We start from the raw sequence: 20,652 nt of genomic DNA on the forward strand, positions 1-20,652 counted from the left end.
GCCCTTCGGGTGGTGCGGATCAGACCTGGGCCCGCTCCGACACGACCTTCGCGATCTTGGCGATGGCCTCGTCGAACGGGATGCCGTTCTCCTGCGAGCCGTCGCGGTAGCGGAAGGACACCGAACCGCCCGACATGTCCTCGTCGCCCGCGATGACCATGAAGGGCACCTTCTGCTTCTGGGCGTTGCGGATCTTCTTCTGCATCCGGTCCGAGGAGGAGTCCACCTCGACGCGCAGGCCCTGCTTCCTGGCCGCGGCCGCGAACTTCTCCAGGTACTCCACGTGCGCGTCGCCGATCGGGATGCCGATCGCCTGGACGGGGGCCAGCCACGCCGGGAAGGCGCCCGCGTAGTGCTCGAGGAGCACCGCGAAGAACCGCTCGATGGAGCCGAACAGGGCGCGGTGGATCATCACCGGGCGCTGCTTGGAGCCGTCGGGGCCGGTGTACTCGAGGTCGAAGCGCTCGGGCAGGTTGAAGTCGAGCTGGATGGTCGACATCTGCCAGGTCCGGCCGATGGCGTCCTTGGCCTGGACGGAGATCTTCGGGCCGTAGAAGGCGGCGCCGCCCGGGTCCGGCACCAGGGGCAGGCCCTGCTTCTCGGCGACCTGGCGCAACGTCTCGGTCGCCTCCTCCCAGACCTCGTCCGAGCCGACGAACTTCTCCGGGTCCTTGGTGGACAGCTCCAGGTAGAAGTCGGTCAGGCCGTAGTCGCGCAGCAGGCCGAGGACGAAGGTGAGCGTCTTGTCCAGCTCCTCGGACATCTGCTCACGGGTGCAGTAGATGTGCGCGTCGTCCTGGGTGAAGCCGCGGGCACGGGTGAGCCCGTGCACGACGCCCGACTTCTCGTACCGGTACACGGTGCCGAACTCGAACAGGCGCAGCGGCAGTTCGCGGTAGGAGCGGCCGCGCGCGTCGAAGATCAGGTTGTGCATCGGGCAGTTCATGGGCTTGAGGTAGTAGTCCACGCCCTCGTCGAGCTGCATGGGCGGGTACATGCCGTCGGCGTACCAGTCCAGGTGGCCCGAGGTCTCGAAGAGCTTCCCCTTGGTCGCGTGCGGGGTGTAGACGAACTCGTAGCCCTCCTCCTCGTGCCGGCGGCGCGAGTAGTCCTCCATCACCCGGCGGACGATGCCGCCCTTGGGGTGGAAGACGGCGAGACCGGAGCCGATCTGCTCGGGGATGGAGAACAGGTCGAGTTCGTTGCCCAGCTTGCGGTGGTCGCGCTTCTCGGCCTCGGCGAGGAAGTCGAGGTGCGCCTTCAGCTCGTCCTTGGACGGCCAGGCGGTGCCGTAGATGCGCTGCAGCATCGGGTTCTTCTCGCTGCCGCGCCAGTAGGCGGCCGCGTTGCGCATCAGCTTGAACGCCGGGATCAGGCGGGTGGTGGGCAGGTGGGGACCGCGGCAGAGGTCCTTCCAGCACAGCTCGCCGGTCTTGGCGTCCAGGTTGTCGTAGATCGTCAGCTCGCCGGCGCCGACCTCGACGTCCGCGCCGTCGTCGTGCGACGCCGAGCCCTTGAGGCCGATCAGCTCCAGCTTGTACGGCTCGTCGGCCAGTTCCTCGCGGGCGGCCTCGTCGGTGACCACGCGGCGGGAGAAGCGCTGCCCGCGCTTCTGGATCTCCTGCATCTTCTTCTCGATGGCCTTGAGGTCATCGGGGTGGAAGGGCTTCTCGACGTCGAAGTCGTAGTAGAAGCCGTCCTTGACGGGCGGGCCGATGCCGAGCTTGGCCTCGGGGAACAGCTCCTGCACGGCCTGCGCCATGACGTGCGCGGTGGAGTGGCGCAGGATGTTGAGACCGTCCTCGGAGGAGATCTCGACGCCCTCGACCTCGTCGCCGTCGGACAGCTCGTGGCTGAGGTCCCGCAGCTCACCGGCCACGCGCGCGGCGACGATCGAGCGCTCGCCGGCGAAGAGGTCGGCGGCCGTAGTGCCCGTCGTCACCACGCGTTCTTCCCGCTCGGAATCGCGTTGGATGATCACACGGACGTCTGACACCGGTCTCTCCTGACTGAAGGTGGGTGCGGCGCCATACCAGGAGCGCGCGCACAACGGATCGTACCGACCCGGGACCGCCGACCGCGAAACGGTTACTTTCCGTCCCCGTCCCGGCACGCCTCCACTCATCGGCCCGGTACACGTCCGTCCCCCGTCCCGGCACGCCCCGCAGCGTCCCGGTCCCCTCAGTCCCCGTCCCGGTACGCCTCCCCGCACGCCTCCTCGAAGAAGTCGAGGTTCTCGTGCAGCGACTTCATCAGCCGGTCCCGCTCGGCGTCGTCGACCTGGACGGGTACGACCCCGCGGGCGCCGGTGAGCCGGCGGAAGCCGCCCCGGCGCTCCAGCCTGCCGTCCACCCGGACGGGGAGTCCGACGAGGTGGGCGTGACCGGCGATGCGGTAGTCCTCCTCGCCCAGGGTGACGCGGACGTGCGGGACGTCGGCGCCCGCGAGCACCCGCAGCCGTACGGCGCCCTCGCCGAGCGGCCCGGAGCGGCGCAACCGGACGACGGCGCCGGTGATCCGCACCGGTACGGAGGGCTCCGCGCGCAGGTAGCGGGCGCCGGCCGCCCGCAGGGCGGGCAGGTCGCCGGGCGAGAACTCGACGGGTTCGGCCGGGGCGGCGCAGCCCTCCGGGACGCCGGCTCCGGGCGCCCACGCGACGGCGACGCGGGCACCCTCGGTGCCGCGCACCAGAGCGGTGAGCGCGTCGGTCAGTTCGCGGCTGGCGCCGGCCTCGACGGCGCCGTCGAAGGCGTCCGTGCCGCCGGTGGCGCGCTGGTAGTCGATGGCCTCGCGCACCGCGTACAGCGCCTGATGGAGGCGGACGGCGAGCGGGCGGCCGGTGGGCACGGGCACGAAGGCGGTGAGCCGGTGCCCCTCTGTGCCGGGGCCGACGAGCACGCTCTCCAGGAGGGTCGCGGCGGCCGAGCGGTGCCGGGCGCCGTGGTAGCCGGCACGCGCGCGCGTAGCGAGCGCCGCGGCGAGGAGCAGTTGGCGGGCGGCGCCGCGCAGGTGCTCGTCGGCCGTCCAGGGCGCGGCCCCGGACGGTCCTCCCGGGGCGTCCCGCCACCAGCGGATCTCGTCGCTGGGCACGGCGAGGGAGATCAGCACCTCGCGCGCGGACGGGGTGTCGCTGCGGGCGAGCGCGTCGAGGGCCTCGCCGAGCAGGTCGTCGCTGTCGGGGAACGCGCGGCTCTCGGGGACCAGCAGGCTGGTGCCGGCGCCGCCGGGGCCGGGCGGGGTCCAGCGGCCGTAGCGCCCGGCCGCTCCCCCGCGCCGCTGCCAGCCGTGCCGGTGCAGCAGGGCGCCGAGCACGGCGGGATCGACCGCGGCGGGGTCGGGCGGCCGGTGCCACGCGGGCTCGTCGGGGTGCGGCCGGGCCTGGCGCGGAAGTTCCTCCTGGGGACGGCTCCTCATGGCCTGCCTCCCGTCCCGACCCGCGTCATGATCTCGCACAGCGCCCGGTCGTCGAAGATGCGTGAGGTCGGTATCCGCACGGTGGTCCGGTACCGGCCGGTGACCTCCCGGCCGGCGAGGTTGACCCAGTAGCAGCAGTGCCGCAGGTCGAGCCGGTCGTGGCCGGCGCGCAGCCAGTCGTCCTGGGACCGCGGGACGAGCATGACGACCAGGATCTTGTGCACCGAGACGGGTGTGCGGGCGAGTTTGCGCAGGTGGTCGTTGTCGAGCGTGAAGGAGAAGAAGCGGCCCGGCGGGTTCGGCGCGATCTGGTAGGTGCACTTGAGCTGCACCTTGATGGTGACCTCGTCGTCGACGGTGTGGCCGGGCGCGCTGTGGCTGACGTGCCAGTCGATGCCGTTGTCCGGGAAGGGCTGGGACAGCGAGCAGCCGGCCGCGGCGGCGACCGCATGCAGATAGCCGACCTGCAGTGTCTCCATGCAGGCGGTGGTGGCGAGCGTGCCGCGTTGGTGACCCGTGCGTTCGGGCAGCAGCCCGCCCCGCTCGGGCTGCGCAATGGCCATGACCAACAGCCTTCCGAGCCAGGGGTTTCCCCGTGGTGGGTCGCTGAACTGCAAAGACCCGTACTCCTGTTGTGTCCTTCCGGCGTACGGCGCAAACGGCCCGGGTATCACCAAACAGGCAGAAGACGGGATGTCACCTGCCCTGGGTGGACGAGGAGTTGCATTGCGATGACGAGCTGGTACGAGGGGCCGCTGGCCGCCTTCGACACGGAGACGACGGGTGTGGACGTCGAGGCCGACCGGATCGTGTCGGCCGCCGTCGTGGTCCAGGACGCGCCGGGCACCCGGCCGCGGATCGTCCGCTGGCTGGTGAACCCGGGTGTGCCGGTGCCCGAGGCGGCGACGGCGGTGCACGGACTGACGGAGGAACACCTGCAGCGCAACGGCCGCTGGCCGGCGCCGGTGATGTACGAGATAGCCGACCAGCTCGCCGAGCACGCGGCGATGGGACGCCCCCTCGTGGTGATGAACGCGCCGTTCGATCTCACCCTGCTGGACCGGGAGTTGCGCCGGCACCGGGCCTCCTCGCTGGACCACTGGCTCCGGGCTGCCCCGCTGCGGGTGCTGGACCCGCGGGTACTGGACAAGCACCTGGACCGCTACCGCAAGGGCCGCCGCACCCTGACCGATCTGTGCGCGCACTACGGCGTCGACCTGGACGACGCGCACGACGCGGCGGCGGACGCGCTGGCCGCGCTGGAGGTCGTACGCGCCGTGGGCCGCCGCTTCGCGACCCGCCTGGAGCGCCTCTCCCCCACCGAGCTGCACACCCTCCAGGCCGACTGGCACGCGGCCCAGGCACGGGGCCTGCAGGCCTGGTTCGCCCGCAGCGGCTCGCCGGAGATAGTCAACACGGACTGGCCCCTGCGCCCGGAGCTGCCTGCGGCGGCGTGAGCCTCGCCCGCCGGCGAACCGGGCATGCCACGCCGCCATTTCCGCACAGCCGCCCCCTGCCGGAGCCCCGGGAGCCGGGCCGCTGGAGGCGATGGCGACACCGGTCCTGGCGCAATCGCTCCGTTTACCCCCTGGAGCGTGCGTGCCATCCTGCCCTGAGAAGGCTCACTTGACGCAGATGAGCACGGGGGCGGACATGGATCTGGCAGCGCTGGTGACCCCGACGAGCACGGATGATTTCCTCAGCGAGGTCTGGGGGCGACGCACGGCCGTCTTCCCCGGACCGTCGGACCGGTTCACGGAGCTCCTCGACTGGACGAAGCTCAGTTCCCTGCTCTCCGAACACCGCCATGCCCATCCGCGCTTCCGGCTGTCCCGCGAGGGGAACATCATCCCGCGGGAGAGATACGTGCGGCAGGCGGGCCTGCCGGACAGCGCGGAAGTGCCCGAACCGGCCGAGTTGTACCGGCAGTTGCGGGACGGCGCGATGCTCGTCCTGGATTCCGTCGACGACATGGTCCCCGGGATCCGCGAGCTGGCCACCGCACTCGAGTCCGTCTTCCGGGAGCGGGTGATCATCAACGCCTACGCGGGATGGTCCGAGATCGAGGGTTTCGATCTCCACTGGGACGACCACGATGTCATCGTGTTGCAGGTGTACGGACAGAAGGCGTGGAACTTCTACGGCAGCACACGTGACTGGCCCATGCGCAAGGACGTCGAGGCCAATACCGAACCGCCGTCCGGCCCGAAGGACACGCTCCTGATCAATGCCGGCCGTGCTGCGTCAGGACATCCCCCGGCACGCGGACGCGCAGGAGCGAGGCCGTTACTTCGCCCAGTTGCGGCACGAGGTGGTGACGCGCCTGACCGAGGAGAGTCTGGAGCGCTTCCTCTACGTCAGCGACGCGACCGCGGCGAGTCGTGCGCAGGTCGACCTCGACGCGGTGCGTCCCGATCCGCAGAACATAGGAGACGAGTCGCTGCTGGAGTGGCTCGCGCCCCGGGCGGTGCCGCGCACCGCCGAGGGACGGACAACCCTGGGCGCGCTGGGACGCGTCTGGACTTTCGCGGATCCGGCTTCCGTGGTCCTGCGGGCGCTCATGTCGCAACGGAAGCTGACCTTCGCACGTCTGTGTTCCGATCTGAGCGCGCAGGTGGACAAGGAACTGATTCGCGCGTTCGTCCTGGAGCTCCAGGGCTCCGGGCTGCTCAGCGTGAGAACTTCAAGCCCCTGAGAAGCCACTCGAGAAGAAGGGCCTGAAGGCCGGCGTCCCGCGTCGACGCGATCACCATCACTGTCACGAGGAGCAGGGTCATCTCCTGCGACGTGGGACGGTTGGTTCCGTTCGGCTGCTGATCCTCGTGCATCGCTCGCGTCACCTCGTTCGAATACCGCACGGGTCCGGGAGTGCTTCCACCGCCGGGCTGTGTCCCCAGAATGGGTTCCGCGTTAATGCCGCGAAAGACGTTGCGAAGTTGCATCATGGAACAGCGGGGGTCCGGGTGTCCGCTCGAAGTTTCGGTTGAACGCGGAGTTGAACGAGGGCACTTCGGCTACTGTCGATCACGCGATGCCACCTTCACAGGCAACGCGGCAGAGGCGGTGAACATCGCCCAGGTGGCGGTGCATTCAGCGGTCCGAAGCGGCAGCCCGGCGAGTCTGACCCGAGCCTTAGCCATGGAGGCGAGGGCGTACGCCACCCTGGGAGACAGGAAAACCGCAGCGATCATGGCCCGGACGGAGGCCGCGAGGGCGGCTCAGGGCGACGATCCGGAGTGGATGAGCTTCCTCGATGAGCACTATATGACGAACCAATTCGCCTATTGCTGCCGGGAGACCGGACAGACGCAGCGCATGTTCGATTTCGCGGAAAGCAGCCTCGCCCACAGCACTGGACGCCAGATCGTCTCCAACACGACATACATGGCGTGGGCGCGCCTGGACGACGGACATCTGGAAGAAGCCTGCCGCCTCGGAATCCGGGCAGCGGATCAGGCGGCCGGACTGCAGTCGCGCCAGGTGGGCAGACTCGTTCTGGATCTGGCTGACCGCATCATCGCCAAAGGTCATGAAAGAGAGCCGCTGGCAGCGGAGTTCCTCCGTCACACAACGGCTCTCAAGCACCGGGAATCATGACATGGAAAGCTCTGCGCGGTTGTTGCCGTTCTTCCCGACAGCCGCACAACGCTCACGCGCCACAGGTACCTCTTCAACCTGAACAATGAGCCCCGGAGACTCGGACTCCGTTGCGCTTCCGGGGGCTTCCCTCACCTTGTGTTCCTCGGTTCGCGACTCCATGAATTCCCTTCCTGCACCATGATGTGGGAATACCGAGCTGCGCGGTGATCGGCAGCAGACGTGCGCTGCCAGCAGTATGGCCGAACACATAGGCGAGCGAAAGGCGGCGAGCAGCCGCGGAGCCGGCGGTCGCGCGCGGGGCCGTCGTCGCGCCCAACGCAACAGGGCCCTTCCCCAACGGAGGAAGGACCCTGACGTACCGGACATGGTGGGCGATACTGGGTTCGAACCAGTGACCTCTTCGGTGTGAACGAAGCGCTCTCCCACTGAGCTAATCGCCCGGGAACGCACTGAACAATACAGGGCCGTGCGGGGTTGGTTCAAACCGCTTCGAGGTGGCGCAGGATCCCGCGTCGGCCGGCGGCCATCATCAGGGCGTGGTTGGCCCGGAAGAGGGGCCGGCCCGGTACGGCGAGCCGCCTGAGCAGAGGCCTGGTCACGTCGACGACCTGGTCGTAGCGGGCGAGCGCGCCCTGGCCGGCCGGGGTGACGGTCCAGCGGGCCCAGCCCTCGATGTCGCCGGACAGCGCCACCTCCAGGACGCCGGCGGCCGGGTCGCGGCGGGTCTCGCGGGCGGTGAGCGTCATGTCGTAGGGCAGCAGGGAGCGGATGGTGAGGACACCGGTGGCGGCGTCGAGGCGGGTGACCGAGCGCACCTGGGGCCACCAGCGCGGGTAGTCCTCCGGTCGCTCCAGTACGGCGAACACGGCGGCCGGCGGGGCGGGCAGGGGCCACAGGGTGCGGAAGCGGTAGTGGTTCCAGTCCATGGCCGGAGTCTGCCCGCGGCGGCGCGTGCAGATCTGAGTACCCGTACTCATGCGCCACCGAGTGACGCGGACCACACTCGGGGGACGAGCGCCGCCGCCCGTGCGACGGCGCTCCCCATCGCTCCTCTGGGCGGGCAGTTGGAGCCGACGGGAATTCCGAGTTGCCCACCCTCGACCCCGCCGACCTTCGTGGCGCCCGCCCGGAAGTGATCCAGGCTCAGATAGCCCGCCTGCACCTGGGGCCTGAGGTCGAGGAGAATTCCGCGCTTGTCGTACTTCCGGAGGAAGGTGACGGCGTTTTGGAAAACGTCCAGGAGATTTCCGTCGGCGACTCGCGTCCGGGACTTCTCCCAGAACCATTACTCCGTCCGGAAGTCGGTCTTCCTTGAGTAACGGATCGTCACCGCCCCGGCTGTCTTCAGGGCCGTACGCCTCTCAGGATCAGTGCTGGTTCCGGCATCGGGCCCTCTCGCAACGTCGCCGGCGGGGCGTGCATGAATCGTTTCAGCCAGCGCTTGCCGGGCCGCGTGCGCCAACGACGACGGCCCACCTGCTGTCCGCAGGTGGGCCGTGATCCGGGTGGGCGATACTGGGTTCGAACCAGTGACCTCTTCGGTGTGAACGAAGCGCTCTCCCACTGAGCTAATCGCCCGGGCGCAGGAAGAACATTACCCCATGTCAGGGGGTGCCTCCGACCATGGGCGCGACGCGGCCGCCGGCGCCCGGCGCACCGGCGGCGGCCCTGGTCACTGGTCCTCGATCCTCCAGGGCATGACGAAGCCGAACTTCCACAGGTAGATCCCCGCCAGCACGCCGATCACCACCAGGCCGATCACGGTCAGCGTGATGTTGCGCCTCCGCACCCGGGGGTCGAGGGCCCGCTGGGCCGCCTCGGTGACCTTGCGCTTGGTCCAGCGCAGCACGAGCTGGGCCCAGACGAACTCGGTCGCCCAGATGGCCATGCCGCCGAAGATCACCACCCAGCCGGGGCCGGGCAGCGGCAGCATGACGACACCGGCCGCGACGACCGCGAGGCCGATCACGAAGACGCCGACCTGCCAGCTCAGGTGCAGCACTCTGCGTGACTTGACGAACTGCGGAGCCCTGGAGCCGAGTCCCCGCTCGGCCCGCTCCTCGCCTGCCTTCATCCCGTCCGCCTCGTCGATGGCCACGGCAACGCCGCCCGGCTCGTCACTCCCCGTATTCATACAGACAAACCCTACCGTAGTGAATCAGTCACTGGAATGGTCGCAGGTCTCACAGGAGTTCTCGGCCGGAAGAGTTACCTAAAGACACGCAAAACCCTCAGAGGGGTTTACAACGGCACCGTAGGTGGCATGTCGATTTCGCCGACGTGCGAATCCCCGAGCGCACACTGAGCGAAAGGCCCTGGCGCTTATGAACACCACGGTCAGCTGCGAGCTGCACCTGCGCCTCGTTGTGTCGAGCGAGTCCTCCCTGCCTGTCCCCGCAGGCCTGCGGTACGACACGGCCGACCCCTACGCCGTGCACGCCACCTTCCACACCGGAGCCGAGGAGACCGTCGAGTGGGTGTTCGCCCGCGACCTCCTCGCCGAGGGTCTTCACCGTCCCACCGGCACCGGAGACGTCCGTGTCTGGCCGTCCCGCAGTCATGGGCAGGGCGTGGTCTGCATCGCCCTCAGCTCCCCTGAGGGAGAGGCTCTGCTCGAGGCCCCGGCGCGGGCCCTGGAGTCCTTCCTGAAGCGAACCGACGCCGCCGTGCCGCCCGGCACGGAACACCGGCACTTCGATCTGGATCAGGAGCTCTCGCACATCCTGGCGGAGAGCTAGGTCGCGCCCCTGGAAGCCGCCCGGCGCCGTCCACTCGGGGAGACGGCTCGGGCTCAGGACAACCGCATACGGCACAGGCCCGCGTCGTCACCGTGAGCGCTCACGGTGATGGCGCCCGTCTGCGTGTGTACGCGCACGTCCGGGCGTGGGAGACTCGTGACCCCCCAGGGTGCGGGAGCGCCGTGCCGGCGGTCCGCCGGCGGGGCGGTACCCGGTGCGGTGGGCGCGGTTGTCGCTACTATCGGCCGGCATCGGCGGGCGCCCGCCCGACCTCCAGGCCAGGGAGCGAAACGTGCTGATCACCCACGACACCCGCTGCGCCCTAGACACGGTGGTGGATCTGGTGAACTCCGCGCCGGACGACGAGGCGGCGGCGGACGGACTGCCGGATGTCGCGGCCCTCGCCGATTTCGTGCGAAGCCACAACGTCAGTGACGTCGGGGTGCTGTCGGAGTTCGACCTCTCGGCGGTGCGCAAGGTCCGGAGCCGGTTCGCCGGCATCTTCGCCGCACCGGACGCCCGGGCTGCGGCGGGGCAGATCAACGAGCTGGTCGCCGCGGCCGGCACCACTCCGCGTCTCACGGACCACGACGGCTACGACTGGCATGTGCACTACTTCGCTCCCGGCGCGTCCGTCGCGGACCACCTGGCCGCCGACTGCGGCATGGCGCTCGCCTTCTTCGTGGTCGCCGGGGAGCAGGAGCGGCTGCGGCGCTGCGAGGCCCCGGACTGCCGGCGCGCCTTCGTGGACCTGTCCCGCAACCGCTCGCGGCGCTACTGCGACAGCCGTACCTGCGGCAACCGGCTGCACGTGGCCGCGTACCGGGCACGGCGCAAGGAGGCGGCGGGCTGACGGCGGGGCCGGACGCTCGCGCTCGTCGGGGCGACGCCTGTCCCGGCGGGTGGCGCCGGGACGGACGTGTACGGCTCACAGCAACAGCAGGTCGTGCAGCGCAGCCATGAGGATGAGACACCCGATCACCGCAAGGAAGATCATCAGCGGTGGCTGGGAAAGGGCGAAGAGGCACCCGCGCGGCTCGTCCTTCGGCGGCGCGGCCTCGCTCTCTGACGTGTCCAGCATCTCGCCGGTGATGATGGACCAGGCGGCACCCCGTTGGCGATCACCACACCCGCCACGTCCGGGTGTTCACCGTTTTCCCCACGGAACGGTTCGGCTCGGTTCCGGTTGTGAACGGTTTCAGGTCATATGCCGTGCTTCTTGAGAATGGCCTCGATGTCGCTGAAGTCGTCGCCGGAGCTCGCGCCGGCGGGCGGGGAGGCGGGCCGGGCCGCCGGGCTCTTCCCGGCCCCGAGCGAGGGGGCCGAGGCCGTCGGCGCCACCGCGTCGGGCCGCGCGCCGCGGGCCGCCGCCCGCTCGGCCCTGCGCTCGGCGCGGGTGCCGCCGCGCCGGCGTTCGACGGCGCGGGTCCCGGCGAACAGCAGCCAGGCCGCGCCCAGCACGCCGAAGCCGGCCCAGGCCGTGGGGCTGAAGGCGGTGTCGGAGAGCCAGCCGACGATCCCGGTCATCACCAGGCCGATCGGCACCAGGGAGTAGGCCGCGATCCGCGCGGCGGAGAGGTAGCGCTTGCGGTAGGCGGTGACCACCGCTATGCCCAGGCCCGCCGCGGAGACGGCGGAGCAGACGGTCTCGGCAATCATCCGGTCCTCCTGGCGGGCTCGGTCGGGTGGCGGGACGGGCGCCGCTCGGTGCGCGCTTCGTCCGTTCCATCCTGCACCGTCCCGGTCCCGCGAGGCCATGGCTCAGGCCCGAGATCAGGGAGATCTCCGGGTCGCCTCCTCCGCGCGGCGGGCCCCGCCGACGGACCCCCGGCCCGCCGCGGGCCCCGGCCCGGCGCCCGATTCGGCCCTGGAGGGCTCGCCTGGAAGACTGGTGACCATGAGCGACTCCTCACCCCACCGCGCCGAACCCCTGGTCCTCGACGTCTGGTGCGAACTCCAGTGCCCCGACTGCCGCAGCGCCCTGGACGACGTCCGCGCCCTGCGCGCCCGTTACGGGGACCGGCTGGAGCTGCGGCTGCGGCACTTCCCGCTGGAGAAGCACAAGCACGCCTTCGCCGCCGCCCAGGCCGCCGAGGAGGCCCTCGTACAGGGGCAGGGCTGGCGTTACGTGGAAGCGGTGCTGGAGCGGGTCGCGGAGCTGGACCGTGCGGGAGAACCCCTCCTCGTCGAGGTGGCCCGGGAACTGGGTCTGGACGCCGAGGAGTTCGACACCGCGCTGGTCGACGGCCGGCACATCCTGATCGTCGACGCCGACCAGGCCGAGGGCAAGGCCATTGGCGTGACCGGCACCCCGACGTACGTCATCGGCGGTGAACGCCTCGACGGCGGCAAGAGCCAGGAGGGGCTGCGCGAGCGCATCGAGGAGATCGCCGACCGGCTGCTGGCCGAGCGGGCGTGACCGGCGCGGCTACAGCAGCGGCTTGGTGAGGGCGCTCTCCGTCGTCTCGTAGCCCAGTGACTCGTACAGCCGCTCGGCCGGGGCGTTGCCGGCGAAGACGTTGAGTCCGAGGACCGGCCGGCCGGCGGCGATCGCCTGGCGCTCCGCCAGCAGCATGAGGGTCCGGCCGTGTCCCCGGCCCCGGTGCGCCTCGTCGGTCTCGACGTCGAAGACGAACGCCTTGTCCTCCTGCAGGGCCAGCCACAGCACGCCCACCCGGGTCCCCGCGTGCTCCAGGACGCTGAAACTCATGTCCGGGGTCGACCGCCCGTTGGGCAGCAGCATCTCGTGGTCCCTGCGGGCCTTGGCGTACGCGGCCTCCTCGGGGACGCCCCGCTCGATCCACATCCGGGCGTAGTCCGCGGCCTCGTGCTCCTGCCAGGCGGTGAACTCGGCGGGGGTCATCGGCCGCTCCCGGCTGTCCGGAGGCAGTTCGGGCGGAGTGCCGCCGAGGCGCTTCTCCATGGCCCGGTTGCGCAGGGTGTAGCCCAGGGCGCCGGCCAGCCGCAGCGCCCGCTCCGCCGTCGCCGGGACCACGACCTCGATCTGGGTGCAGCCCCAGCCGCGGGCCACCTCCTCGGCGGCCAGGGCGGCCACCGTCCCCCTGCCGCGCCCCCGGTCCGGCTCGGCTATCCGCACCTGGATGATGCGGGCCACCGAGTCACCCAGGTTCGCCGAGGTGCCGAGGTGGAGCGTGCCGACGGGGCGGCTGTTCACACACACCTGGTACCGGCGGGACCGTGTCCCGTTGGCATTGCGCTGAAGCGGCTCGGCCGGCCGCAGGGTCGTCGTCATCACGGGTGTTCTACCCGCTCGGCGGCCCCGGGTCAGCCGAATTTCCACGCCGGTCACGGATCCAGGTCGTGCCCGGACCGCTCGTCGAAGATCCGCATCGCCTTGAGGGTCGCCGGACCGGGGGCGCCGGGCAGTTCCCGGTCGTCGACCCGGTGCACGGCCTGGACGTCGCGGAGGCTGGAGGTGAGGAAGACTTCCTCGGCGCGCTCCAGCACGTCCAGCGGCAGATCGGTCTCCCTGGCGCCGGTCCACTCCACGACGAGGGCGCGGGTGATGCCGGGGAGGCAGCCGGAGGCGACCGGCGGCGTGTGGATCTCGCCGTCCAGGACGACGAAGACGTTCGAGCCGGTGCCCTCGCAGAGCTGTCCGACCGTGTTGCCGAACAGCGCCTCGGAAGCGCCGTGTTGGTGGGCGCGGGCGAGGGCGACGACGTTCTCGGCGTACGAGGTGGTCTTCAGGCCGGTGAGCGCGCCCCGCTCGTTGCGGGTCCAGGGCACGGTGATCACGGCGGTGGTGTCCGGGCGGCGGGCGGTGTCGCCGAGGGCGACCACCAGGGTCGGGCCGTGCTCGCCGCGGTCGGAACCGAGCGGTCCGTGGCCGCCGGTGTAGGTGATGCGCAGCCGGCCGAGCGGCATCGGGGTGGCCTCGAGGACGGCCGCGCAGGCGCGGCGGACCTCGTCGAGGTCGGGGTCGGGCAGGCCGAGGCCGCGGGCCGAGCGGGTCAGCCGGTCCAGGTGGCGGGTGAGCGCGAAGAGCCTGCCGTCGACGGCCTTGACCGTCTCGAAGACGCCGTCGCCGACGGTCAGCCCGTGATCGAAGACGGAGACCCGGGCGGTGTCGATGTCCCGCAGTCCGCCGTCCAGCCAGATCTTCATGAGAGAGCCCCTCCACTTTCCTGGTACAGCCCCGACGCTACCGCGAGCAGCCGGGACGCCTTCAGCTCGGTCTCCCGCCACTCCCCCTCGGGGTCGGACCCCCAGGTGATGCCGGCGCCGGTGCCGAAGCGCAGCAGGGGCGCGCCGGGGCCGGAGCGGTCGATCCAGAAGGTGCGGATGCCGACGGCCAGCTCGCCGGTGCCCCGGTCGGCGTCGACCCAGCCGATGCCGCCGCAGTAGGGGCCGCGCGGGGCGGGTTCCAGGGCCTCGATGATCCGGAGCGCGCTGGACTTGGGGGCGCCGGTGACGGAGCCGGGCGGGAAGGCGGCGGCGAGCAGTTCGGGCCAGCCGGCGTCCGGGCGCAGTTCGCCGCGGACCGTGGAGACCAGGTGGACCAGGCCGGGGTGCTTCTCCACGGCGCACAGGTCGGGGACGCTCACGCTGCCGGTGGCGCAGACCCTGCCGATGTCGTTGCGGACCAGGTCCACGATCATCACGTTCTCGGCGTAGTCCTTCTCCAGCAGGTCCGCCTCGGTGCGGCCGGTGCCCTTGATGGGGCCCGACTCGACGGTCCGGCCGGCGCGGCGCAGGAACAGCTCGGGCGAGGCGGTGGCTATCTCCACCCCGTGCCCGGGCAGCCGGACGGTGCCCGCGTACGGCGCGGGGTTGCCGCGGGCGAGCAGGGCGGTCAGGGCGTCCACGTCGGCGTCGGGGGCGACGGGCGCGCTCAGCACCCGGCAGAGGTTGGCCTGGTAGACCTCGCCGGCGGCGATGTGGCCGCGGATCCGGTCCACGGCCGCGGTGTACCCGGCGCGGTCCAGTGAGGAGGTCCAGTCGGACACCGCGGGGCCGCGCCAGGCGCCCGGCGCCGGGGCGGGCACCGGCTCCTGCCGGACCTCGGCGAAGCGGGCGCAGGTCAGCCTGCCCTCGAAATCCGCGCAGACCGCCCAGAAACCGGCCGAGTCCAGGGCGGCGGGATCGTCGGTGACGTCGAGCAGTCCGGTGGCGATGCGGGTGCCGAAGCGGGCCAGGGGAGGTGGGCCGGAAGGGTGGTGAAGCACGAGGTCGAGTCTAGGGCTGGTGTCCGAATCGCGGCCGGGAGACGTACCCCGGGAACCGCCGGCCGCCACAGCCGCCGGGTGCAGCGCAGCACGCTGCGCAAACGCGTTTTTGTACTGGCCCGGGAATCCGCTAGAGTTCAACACGTCGCCGGGACGCGAGAGCGGACCGAAACGACAGGCGGACGTAGCTCAGTTGGTAGAGCGCAACCTTGCCAAGGTTGAGGTCGCGAGTTCGAGCCTCGTCGTCCGCTCGAAGGAAGAAGGGGTCGTCCCGATCCCCTACACTCCTGGTGGAGTGGCCGAGAGGCGAGGCAACGGCCTGCAAAGCCGTCTACACGGGTTCAAATCCCGTCTCCACCTCCAAGGACGATTAGCTCAGCGGGAGAGCGCTTCCCTGACACGGAAGAGGTCACTGGTTCAATCCCAGTATCGTCCACTGGATCCGCCGGCTCGTACGGCAGGACCCGAACCCGCGCGATTAGCTCAGCGGGAGAGCGCTTCCCTGACACGGAAGAGGTCACTGGTTCAATCCCAGTATCGCGCACTGTCTGTGACTCACGGGTCACAGCCCGCGGACGATTAGCTCAGCGGGAGAGCGCTTCCCTGACACGGAAGAGGTCACTGGTTCAATCCCAGTATCGTCCACACAGCAGGAAGCCCCCGGCCGTCTCGTACGGCCGGGGGCTTCTTCGTGGTCCGGACTCAGCTGGAGAACAGCATGTGGCCGAAGCTCTTGTGGCGGTGGTGACCGCCGTAGTGGCCGCCGTGGTGGCCGCCGCCGTGCGGGGCGCCCCAGGCGGGGGCGGACGGAGCCGGGTACGCCTGCGGGGCGGGCGGGGGCGGGGGCGCCGGCTGGGACCACTGGGACTCCAGACGGGTCAGCGCCTCCAGCTCGCCGTAGTCGAGGAAGATGCCGCGGCAGCCGCTGCACTGCTCGATCTGGACGCCGTTGCGGTTGTAGGTGTGCATCGGCGCATGGCACTTCGGACACTGCATGGTCGGCTCAACTCCTCGCCGGTAGGTCCTGCTTCGTGTTTCCCCAGGACAGACTCCGTGCGGCCCCGGTCGGTTGCACCCTACGCGGGGAAACCGCGCGTCAACTGGCGGGGTACGGGACTCATTCGGGCACAGGCGTCGACCAGGGCCTGCTCCACCTCGTCCAGCGGGCGGCCGGCGGCGACCGCCTTGGTGAGGGCGCGGGCCGCGGTCTGCGCGGTGAGCGCGCGGGCGGGGACGTCCAGGGCGGCCCAGGGGTCGCCTTCGGCCGGTACGGCGGGTCCGCCGGCCTCGCGGTAGGCGGCCAGGAACCGGGCCCACTCGTCGGGCGGGAGCAGTCCGCAGGCGTACCAGGCGGCGGGGCGGGCGAGGTCCCAGGCCGGGACGCCGAGGCCGAGGTCGTCGACGTCGATCAGCCGCCAGGGGCCGTCGGGCGCCGGGTGCCGTACGAGCTGGCCGAGGTGCAGGTCGCCGTGGCAGAGGGCGGGGGTACCGGGCATGGGCGCTTCGGCGCGGGCCCAGGCGGGGAGGGCGGTCCAGGCGCGCAGGACCGGGGGTCCGGCCGGGTGGGGGGTGGTGCTCAGGGTCGTGCGCAGGCGGGCGAGGGCGTCCGCGGCCTTGACCGGACCGCGCATGGGGGGTGGGGGGACGCCGTCGCCGGGGGCGGTCCGGTGCAGGCGGGCGAGGAGGGTGGCGGCCGCTTCCCAGGGGGCGGCGTCGGGGTCGTCCGGGTCGACGGGGGCGCCGTACGGCCAGAGGGTGACCAGGCGGTCGTGCAGGGCGGTGGGGGCGGGGGTGAGCGGGGGCAGGAGGACGTCCGGGACACGGGCGGCCGCGGCCAGGCGGAGGGTGAGGCCGGCGGGGTCGGTGTCCGGGGCGTGGGCCTTGGCGACGGTGCCGGCGTGGCGGACGACGGTGGCGTCGGGGCGGTCGGCGAGGGTGGTGGCCGGGCAGGGGCAGGGGGGTCCGCCGGGGGGAAGGTGGGGGTGGGCGGTGGTTGTGGCCTTTGCGGTGAGGGCGGTGAGGAGGTTCACGGGGGTTGTTTCGGCCTCGGGGGTTGGGGGTGCGGGGTGAGCGTACGCCTGCGGGGGGCTGTGCGGGTCGGGTCAGGCGGACGGTGCTGTTGGGGCTGGGCGGTGTCCAGGCACGCCCAGCGGGCGGGCGTTGCCTGGGCGGCTGGGCGGTGTCTGTGCGGGCCGGCTTAGGCGGACGGTGCTGTTCGGGCTGGGCGGTGTCTGCGCGGGCCGATTCAGGTGGACGGTGCTGTGACGGCTGGGCGGTGTCTGCGCGGGCCGATTCCGGTGGACGGTGCCGGGGTGGCTGGGCGGTGTTGGTGCCGACCGGGAGGTTCCGCTTGCCCGCGCTTGCGGGGTGCCTCCCCCACTCTCGGCTTCGCTCGAGCGGGGGGACCCCCACCGCCCACCCGTGCCGCCCCTAGCGGCACGCATGCCCGCAGCTGGGGGAGGCCGGTACCCGCAGCGGAGCGGCGCGCATGCCGGCAGCTACGCGGCTCGGGTGTCCTCGTTCATGCGGCTGTGGGGCCACGGCGGCGGTTCTGTGGGGGAACGGCGTAATGCCGGCGCAGCTCCCCAGCTGCGCCGGCATTCGTGCCGTCCGCCGCACCCCCGTCCCCACGGGGTTTCATGGATGGATGTCCCCGCCCGGACCGCTCTTCCGGGCCTGGGGTCGCCGCTCAGCGCCCCAGCATCACACCCACGGACGACGCCTGTGTGGCCACCGTCTCCCAGCCGTCGAAGACGAGCAGGAGCAGGGCCGCCAGGGGAAGGGCCATGAGCGTCGCCACCAAGGGGTGGCGGCGGCCCGTGCGGCGGGGGGCGAACGTGGTGCGCCGTGGTGCCGTGTGGGCCATGGTCCCTCTCCCGACCGTGTCTGTCGTACACGCTTGTGTTCGTGCAGCGGCGGGTGTCTGACCTCGGGGGACGAGTGCTGCCACCCGCCGCTTGACCTCAAATCTAGGCGCGCGGCGCCGCGTGGGCGTCATGCCCTCGTACCGATTGGCGGGCCTCCCGGAGGATGAGCGGCGACCGGCGGACTACTCCCCTGGGTGGAGACATGGACCTGACTCTCGGGGTCTTCCCGGAGGGGGCGCCCGCTGTGTCCCGTCATGTCCGGACCTGTCGGCGCGTCACTTCGAGTGAGTTCGATCACTTCCTCCGTTTCCGGGCGGTCGGCGACGGGTGTCCTGATCGTCCGGTGGCCGGTAGCGTCGGGCGCGGTGCGGTTCGGGCCCGGGGGCCGCCTCCCCGCCGCCGTGCGCTGCGGCGGTTCGCTGCGTCGCGGTTCAACGTCCTTGCCGCGCAGCGTTGTTGGAGCCGACACAGGTTCAAGGGGGCTTCAGGGCACGGCTTGCTGACCCTGTCTCACCCGGGCCGCGCGCGGTGGACAATCCCTCGGGGCGAGAGGGCGCGGCCTATGCGCGCGGGCGGCCGTGGAAACGTAAGCTGTGCCACGTCACAGGGACCGGGCAGCGGGGATGAACATGGCGATGATGCGCCTGAGGCGCGAGGACCCGCGCGTCGTCGGCTCGTTCAGGCTTCACCGACGGCTCGGCGCGGGCGGGATGGGCGTGGTCTACCTCGGCTCCGACAAGAAGGGCCAGCGGGTCGCGCTCAAGGTGATCAGGCCCGACCTCGCGGAGGACCAGGAGTTCCGGTCGCGCTTCGCCCGTGAGGTGTCGGCGGCCCGGCGGATCAGGGGCGGGTGCACGGCCCGGCTGGTGGCCGCGGACCTGGAGGCCGAGCGGCCCTGGTTCGCCACGCAGTACGTGCCCGGGCCCTCGCTGCACGACAAGGTCGCCGACGACGGCCCGCTCGGCGCGGCCGACGCCGCGGCGATCGGCGCGGCCCTGTCGGAAGGGCTGGTCGCCGTGCACGAGGCCGGCGTGGTGCACCGGGACCTGAAGCCGTCCAACATCCTGCTGTCCCCCAAGGGACCGCGCATCATCGACTTCGGCATCGCCTGGGCCACCGGCGCCTCCACGCTCACCCACGTCGGCACGGCGGTCGGCTCGCCGGGCTTCCTCGCCCCCGAGCAGGTGCGCGGCGCGGCGGTGACCCCGGCGACCGACGTGTTCTCGCTGGGGGCGACGCTGGCCTACGCGTCGACCGGCGACTCGCCGTTCGGCCAGGGCAGTTCCGAGGTGATGCTGTACCGCGTGGTGCACGAGGAGCCGCAGCTGCACGGAGTGCCGGACGCCCTCGCCCCGCTGGTCCGGGCCTGTCTGGCCAAGGACCCCGACGACCGGCCGAGCACGCTGCAACTCTCGCTCCGGCTCAAGGAGATCGCCGCCCGCGAGGCGCAGGGCCTGGCCGACGTACGGCCGCCCGCGCCGCGCGTCGCGGAGGCGGACCTGCCGACCGGGCGGCTCGCCGACACCTACCCCGAGCAGCAGCGCACCCAGCGGCGCACCGCTCCCGGCACTCCGGCGCCCCGTGGGAACACGCCCGCCAGGGGCGGTGCGCCCGCCCGCGGCGGCAGCGCCTCCCGGGGCGGTGGAGTGGCCTCGCGGCCGGGCGCGGTTCGGTCCACCCCTCCCCCGCGCGGCGGCGGCCCGCGCTCCGGCAGCAGGCCCGCGCCGCGGAGCGGCACGGGGCGGCCCGCGCCGCGCCCGACGGGAAGCCGGCTGCGGCCGGCCAACCCGCGGCTGCTGCGGCAGCGGCTGTTCGTGTTCGTGGTGGTGACGTTGCTGGTCGCGCTCGGCATCGCGGTCGCGCAGGGCTGCCAGGGCCCGGCGCGCGGTCTGGGCGGCGACGGGCGGCAGCGGCACGTGGGGGCGGGGGCGCACCCGTCGGCCGCCGAGCGGGCGGTCTCCCCCGGTCAGGCCCCGGGGCGTCCCGAGGCCACCGCGTAGAACGCCACCGCGGCGGCCGCGCCGACGTTCAGCGAGTCGACGCCGTGGGACATCGGGATACGGACCCACTCGTCGGCGGCCGCCAGTGCCTTGGCGGACAGGCCGTCGCCCTCCGCGCCGAGCATCAGGGCCACCCGGTCCATCCGGTGCGGGGCGACGTCGTCGAGGGTGCGGGCCCTGTCGTCGGGGGTGAGCGCGAGAAGGCCGAAGCCGGCCTCGCGGACCGGGTCCAGGCCGTTGGGCCAGGTCTCCAGGCGGGCGTAGGGCACCGAGAAGACCGCGCCCATCGACACCTTGACGCTGCGCCGGTACAGCGGGTCGGCGCAGTCGGGTGAGAGCAGCACCGCGTCCATGCCGAGGGCGGCCGCCGAACGGAAGATCGCGCCGATGTTGGTGTGGTCGTTGACCGCCTCCATGACCACGACCCGCCGGGCGCCCCGCAGCAGCTCCCCCGTCGTCGGCAGCGGCTTGCGCCGCATGGAGGCGAGGGCGCCGCGGTGCACGTGGTAGCCGGTGACCCGCTCGGCCAGGTCCGGGGTGACCGCGTACACCGGCGCCGGCACCTCGTCGATGACGTCCCGCATGACGTCGATCCACTTGGCCGAGAGCAGCATGGACCGCATCTCGTAGCCGGCCTCCCGGGCCCTTCTGATCACCTTCTCCCCCTCGGCGATGAACAGGCCCTCGGCGGGCTCGCGCCTGCGGCGCAGCTCGACGTCGGTCAGGCCCGTGTAGTCGCGCACACGCGGGTCGTCGGGGTCGTCGATGGTGATGATCTCGGCCACGGGGTGAATACTGCCTTGTCCTGGGGTGGGTCGGTTGCCAACGGCTGGGGTGAGGGCGT

General features: G+C 71.8%; 21 protein-coding genes, 7 tRNA genes and 2 pseudogenes. 13 read left to right on the forward strand and 17 right to left on the reverse strand.

Annotation, left to right across the window (positions count from 1 at the left end; genetic code table 11):
- Positions 1–19: 19 nt before the first annotated feature.
- The 3 genes from thrS to ACZ7JA_RS25780 form a co-directional block, all read right to left on the reverse strand.
- Positions 20–1,996 carry a threonine--tRNA ligase gene (gene thrS, locus ACZ7JA_RS25770; protein WP_351663925.1) on the reverse strand — a complete coding sequence of 659 codons (1,977 nt, stop codon included), beginning with the start codon at positions 1,994–1,996 and terminating at the stop codon, positions 20–22.
- Between the two features lie 185 nt (positions 1,997–2,181).
- Positions 2,182–3,414, reverse strand: a complete 1,233-nt coding sequence (locus ACZ7JA_RS25775; RefSeq protein ID WP_470810640.1) for a hypothetical protein — start codon at positions 3,412–3,414, stop codon at positions 2,182–2,184.
- Entirely contained in the window at positions 3,411–3,977 is a 567-nt protein-coding gene (locus tag ACZ7JA_RS25780) for a DUF4365 domain-containing protein (RefSeq protein WP_351663927.1), read from the reverse strand. The genes ACZ7JA_RS25775 and ACZ7JA_RS25780 overlap by 4 nt, the downstream gene beginning before the upstream one ends.
- Positions 3,978–4,145: 168 nt before the next feature.
- Between ACZ7JA_RS25780 and ACZ7JA_RS25785 the strand changes: the two genes are divergently transcribed.
- The 4 genes and pseudogenes from ACZ7JA_RS25785 to ACZ7JA_RS25800 all read left to right on the forward strand — a co-directional run bounded on the left by ACZ7JA_RS25785 (position 4,146) and on the right by ACZ7JA_RS25800 (position 7,011).
- Positions 4,146–4,871 carry a 3'-5' exonuclease gene (locus ACZ7JA_RS25785; RefSeq protein WP_351663928.1) on the forward strand — a complete coding sequence of 242 codons (726 nt, stop codon included), beginning with the start codon at positions 4,146–4,148 and terminating at the stop codon, positions 4,869–4,871.
- Between the two features lie 514 nt (positions 4,872–5,385).
- Positions 5,386–5,565 (forward strand): annotated as a pseudogene (locus ACZ7JA_RS25790) (JmjC domain-containing protein); the annotation flags it as partial.
- Between the two features lie 76 nt (positions 5,566–5,641).
- Positions 5,642–6,109 carry a hypothetical protein gene (locus ACZ7JA_RS25795; RefSeq protein WP_470810895.1) on the forward strand — a complete coding sequence of 156 codons (468 nt, stop codon included), beginning with the start codon at positions 5,642–5,644 and terminating at the stop codon, positions 6,107–6,109.
- Between the two features lie 248 nt (positions 6,110–6,357).
- Entirely contained in the window at positions 6,358–7,011 is a 654-nt protein-coding gene (locus ACZ7JA_RS25800; RefSeq protein ID WP_470810642.1) for a hypothetical protein, read from the forward strand.
- Positions 7,012–7,379: 368 nt separating this feature from the next.
- Here the strand turns inward: ACZ7JA_RS25800 and ACZ7JA_RS25805 are convergent.
- From ACZ7JA_RS25805 to ACZ7JA_RS25825, 5 genes and pseudogenes are all read right to left on the reverse strand, one after another.
- Positions 7,380–7,454: transfer RNA gene (locus tag ACZ7JA_RS25805), tRNA-Val, on the reverse strand.
- Positions 7,455–7,493: 39 nt separating this feature from the next.
- Positions 7,494–7,940: an SRPBCC family protein gene (locus ACZ7JA_RS25810; RefSeq protein ID WP_470810644.1), complete on the reverse strand. Its 447-nt coding sequence runs from the start codon at positions 7,938–7,940 to the stop codon at positions 7,494–7,496.
- A 137-nt stretch (positions 7,941–8,077) separates the two neighbouring features.
- Positions 8,078–8,296: pseudogene (locus ACZ7JA_RS25815) on the reverse strand (sugar ABC transporter substrate-binding protein); the annotation flags it as partial.
- Positions 8,297–8,520: 224 nt separating this feature from the next.
- A tRNA-Val gene (locus tag ACZ7JA_RS25820) sits at positions 8,521–8,592 on the reverse strand.
- A 94-nt stretch (positions 8,593–8,686) separates the two neighbouring features.
- Positions 8,687–9,148 (reverse strand): TIGR02611 family protein, encoded by a 462-nt coding sequence (locus ACZ7JA_RS25825; RefSeq protein ID WP_351663931.1) that lies wholly within the window; start codon positions 9,146–9,148, stop codon positions 8,687–8,689.
- A gap of 190 nt (positions 9,149–9,338) precedes the next feature.
- On the opposite strand from ACZ7JA_RS25825, the gene ACZ7JA_RS25830 reads away from it, so the two are divergent.
- The gene (locus tag ACZ7JA_RS25830; RefSeq protein ID WP_004002642.1) at positions 9,339–9,752 is read left to right on the forward strand and encodes an SsgA family sporulation/cell division regulator; all 414 of its coding nucleotides are present in this window, start codon (positions 9,339–9,341) and stop codon (positions 9,750–9,752) included.
- Positions 9,753–10,044: 292 nt separating this feature from the next.
- Positions 10,045–10,605 carry a CGNR zinc finger domain-containing protein gene (locus ACZ7JA_RS25835; RefSeq protein WP_351663932.1) on the forward strand — a complete coding sequence of 187 codons (561 nt, stop codon included), beginning with the start codon at positions 10,045–10,047 and terminating at the stop codon, positions 10,603–10,605.
- Between the two features lie 75 nt (positions 10,606–10,680).
- On the opposite strand, the gene ACZ7JA_RS25840 is transcribed toward ACZ7JA_RS25835, so the two are convergent.
- Positions 10,681–10,833, reverse strand: a complete 153-nt coding sequence (locus tag ACZ7JA_RS25840; RefSeq protein WP_174266498.1) for a hypothetical protein — start codon at positions 10,831–10,833, stop codon at positions 10,681–10,683.
- Positions 10,834–10,955: 122 nt separating this feature from the next.
- Positions 10,956–11,411, reverse strand: a complete 456-nt coding sequence (locus ACZ7JA_RS25845; RefSeq protein WP_351663933.1) for a hypothetical protein — start codon at positions 11,409–11,411, stop codon at positions 10,956–10,958.
- Between the two features lie 238 nt (positions 11,412–11,649).
- On the opposite strand from ACZ7JA_RS25845, the gene ACZ7JA_RS25850 reads away from it, so the two are divergent.
- Positions 11,650–12,171 (forward strand): DsbA family protein, encoded by a 522-nt coding sequence (locus ACZ7JA_RS25850; protein ID WP_351663934.1) that lies wholly within the window; start codon positions 11,650–11,652, stop codon positions 12,169–12,171.
- Positions 12,172–12,180: 9 nt separating this feature from the next.
- On the opposite strand, the gene ACZ7JA_RS25855 is transcribed toward ACZ7JA_RS25850, so the two are convergent.
- The 3 genes from ACZ7JA_RS25855 to ACZ7JA_RS25865 are packed head-to-tail and all read right to left on the reverse strand — an operon-like array spanning position 12,181 to position 14,941.
- Positions 12,181–13,005, reverse strand: a complete 825-nt coding sequence (locus tag ACZ7JA_RS25855) for a GNAT family N-acetyltransferase (RefSeq protein WP_450743915.1) — start codon at positions 13,003–13,005, stop codon at positions 12,181–12,183.
- Positions 13,006–13,058: 53 nt separating this feature from the next.
- A complete protein-coding gene (locus tag ACZ7JA_RS25860; RefSeq protein ID WP_351663936.1) occupies positions 13,059–13,880 on the reverse strand; it encodes an aminotransferase class IV in 822 nt (273 codons plus the stop codon).
- The gene (locus ACZ7JA_RS25865) at positions 13,877–14,941 is read right to left on the reverse strand and encodes a chorismate-binding protein (RefSeq protein WP_389304768.1); all 1,065 of its coding nucleotides are present in this window, start codon (positions 14,939–14,941) and stop codon (positions 13,877–13,879) included. The genes ACZ7JA_RS25860 and ACZ7JA_RS25865 overlap by 4 nt, the downstream gene beginning before the upstream one ends.
- Before the next feature lie 178 nt (positions 14,942–15,119).
- On the opposite strand from ACZ7JA_RS25865, the gene ACZ7JA_RS25870 reads away from it, so the two are divergent.
- From ACZ7JA_RS25870 to ACZ7JA_RS25890, 5 genes are all read left to right on the forward strand, one after another.
- Positions 15,120–15,192, forward strand: a tRNA-Gly gene (locus tag ACZ7JA_RS25870).
- Positions 15,193–15,230: 38 nt separating this feature from the next.
- A tRNA-Cys gene (locus ACZ7JA_RS25875) sits at positions 15,231–15,304 on the forward strand.
- A gap of 1 nt (position 15,305) precedes the next feature.
- Positions 15,306–15,377, forward strand: a tRNA-Val gene (locus ACZ7JA_RS25880).
- Positions 15,378–15,413: 36 nt separating this feature from the next.
- A tRNA-Val gene (locus ACZ7JA_RS25885) sits at positions 15,414–15,485 on the forward strand.
- Between the two features lie 29 nt (positions 15,486–15,514).
- Positions 15,515–15,586: transfer RNA gene (locus ACZ7JA_RS25890), tRNA-Val, on the forward strand.
- Between the two features lie 57 nt (positions 15,587–15,643).
- Here the strand turns inward: ACZ7JA_RS25890 and ACZ7JA_RS25895 are convergent.
- The 3 genes from ACZ7JA_RS25895 to ACZ7JA_RS25905 all read right to left on the reverse strand — a co-directional run bounded on the left by ACZ7JA_RS25895 (position 15,644) and on the right by ACZ7JA_RS25905 (position 17,807).
- On the reverse strand, positions 15,644–15,937 hold the full coding sequence (locus ACZ7JA_RS25895) for a TFIIB-type zinc ribbon-containing protein (RefSeq protein WP_351663938.1): 294 nt from the start codon (positions 15,935–15,937) through the stop codon (positions 15,644–15,646).
- 80 nt (positions 15,938–16,017) lie between these two features.
- Complete coding sequence (locus ACZ7JA_RS25900) at positions 16,018–16,971, reverse strand: phosphotransferase family protein (protein ID WP_470810649.1); 954 nt, start codon at positions 16,969–16,971, stop codon at positions 16,018–16,020.
- Positions 16,972–17,630: 659 nt separating this feature from the next.
- The gene (locus ACZ7JA_RS25905) at positions 17,631–17,807 is read right to left on the reverse strand and encodes a hypothetical protein (protein ID WP_185091440.1); all 177 of its coding nucleotides are present in this window, start codon (positions 17,805–17,807) and stop codon (positions 17,631–17,633) included.
- Positions 17,808–18,431: 624 nt separating this feature from the next.
- On the opposite strand from ACZ7JA_RS25905, the gene ACZ7JA_RS25910 reads away from it, so the two are divergent.
- Positions 18,432–19,808: a serine/threonine-protein kinase gene (locus tag ACZ7JA_RS25910; RefSeq protein WP_351663939.1), complete on the forward strand. Its 1,377-nt coding sequence runs from the start codon at positions 18,432–18,434 to the stop codon at positions 19,806–19,808.
- Here ACZ7JA_RS25910 and ACZ7JA_RS25915 read toward each other — a convergent pair.
- The gene (locus ACZ7JA_RS25915) at positions 19,775–20,593 is read right to left on the reverse strand and encodes a TrmH family RNA methyltransferase (protein ID WP_351663940.1); all 819 of its coding nucleotides are present in this window, start codon (positions 20,591–20,593) and stop codon (positions 19,775–19,777) included. The genes ACZ7JA_RS25910 and ACZ7JA_RS25915 overlap by 34 nt on opposite strands.
- Positions 20,594–20,652: the final 59 nt, after the last annotated feature.

It is taken from the genome of Streptomyces sp. NPDC038135 (genome assembly GCF_055601245.1).

Bases quoted from the DNA above. Each gene is read 5' to 3' on its own strand.
- ACZ7JA_RS25775 (WP_470810640.1), bottom strand. From the start codon at position 3,414: ATGAGGAGCCGTCCCCAGGAGGAACTTCCGCGCCAGGCCCGGCCGCAC.
- ACZ7JA_RS25780 (WP_351663927.1), bottom strand. From the start codon at position 3,977: ATGGCCATTGCGCAGCCCGAGCGGGGCGGGCTGCTGCCCGAACGCACG.
- ACZ7JA_RS25785 (WP_351663928.1), top strand. From the start codon at position 4,146: ATGACGAGCTGGTACGAGGGGCCGCTGGCCGCCTTCGACACGGAGACG.
- ACZ7JA_RS25795 (WP_470810895.1), top strand. From the start codon at position 5,642: ATGCCGGCCGTGCTGCGTCAGGACATCCCCCGGCACGCGGACGCGCAG.
- ACZ7JA_RS25800 (WP_470810642.1), top strand. From the start codon at position 6,358: ATGGAACAGCGGGGGTCCGGGTGTCCGCTCGAAGTTTCGGTTGAACGC.
- ACZ7JA_RS25810 (WP_470810644.1), bottom strand. From the start codon at position 7,940: ATGGACTGGAACCACTACCGCTTCCGCACCCTGTGGCCCCTGCCCGCC.
- ACZ7JA_RS25825 (WP_351663931.1), bottom strand. From the start codon at position 9,148: ATGAATACGGGGAGTGACGAGCCGGGCGGCGTTGCCGTGGCCATCGAC.
- ACZ7JA_RS25830 (WP_004002642.1), top strand. From the start codon at position 9,339: ATGAACACCACGGTCAGCTGCGAGCTGCACCTGCGCCTCGTTGTGTCG.
- ACZ7JA_RS25840 (WP_174266498.1), bottom strand. From the start codon at position 10,833: ATGCTGGACACGTCAGAGAGCGAGGCCGCGCCGCCGAAGGACGAGCCG.
- ACZ7JA_RS25845 (WP_351663933.1), bottom strand. From the start codon at position 11,411: ATGATTGCCGAGACCGTCTGCTCCGCCGTCTCCGCGGCGGGCCTGGGC.
- ACZ7JA_RS25850 (WP_351663934.1), top strand. From the start codon at position 11,650: ATGAGCGACTCCTCACCCCACCGCGCCGAACCCCTGGTCCTCGACGTC.
- ACZ7JA_RS25855 (WP_450743915.1), bottom strand. From the start codon at position 13,005: ATGACGACGACCCTGCGGCCGGCCGAGCCGCTTCAGCGCAATGCCAAC.
- ACZ7JA_RS25860 (WP_351663936.1), bottom strand. From the start codon at position 13,880: ATGAAGATCTGGCTGGACGGCGGACTGCGGGACATCGACACCGCCCGG.
- ACZ7JA_RS25895 (WP_351663938.1), bottom strand. From the start codon at position 15,937: ATGCAGTGTCCGAAGTGCCATGCGCCGATGCACACCTACAACCGCAAC.
- ACZ7JA_RS25905 (WP_185091440.1), bottom strand. From the start codon at position 17,807: ATGGCCCACACGGCACCACGGCGCACCACGTTCGCCCCCCGCCGCACG.
- ACZ7JA_RS25910 (WP_351663939.1), top strand. From the start codon at position 18,432: ATGAACATGGCGATGATGCGCCTGAGGCGCGAGGACCCGCGCGTCGTC.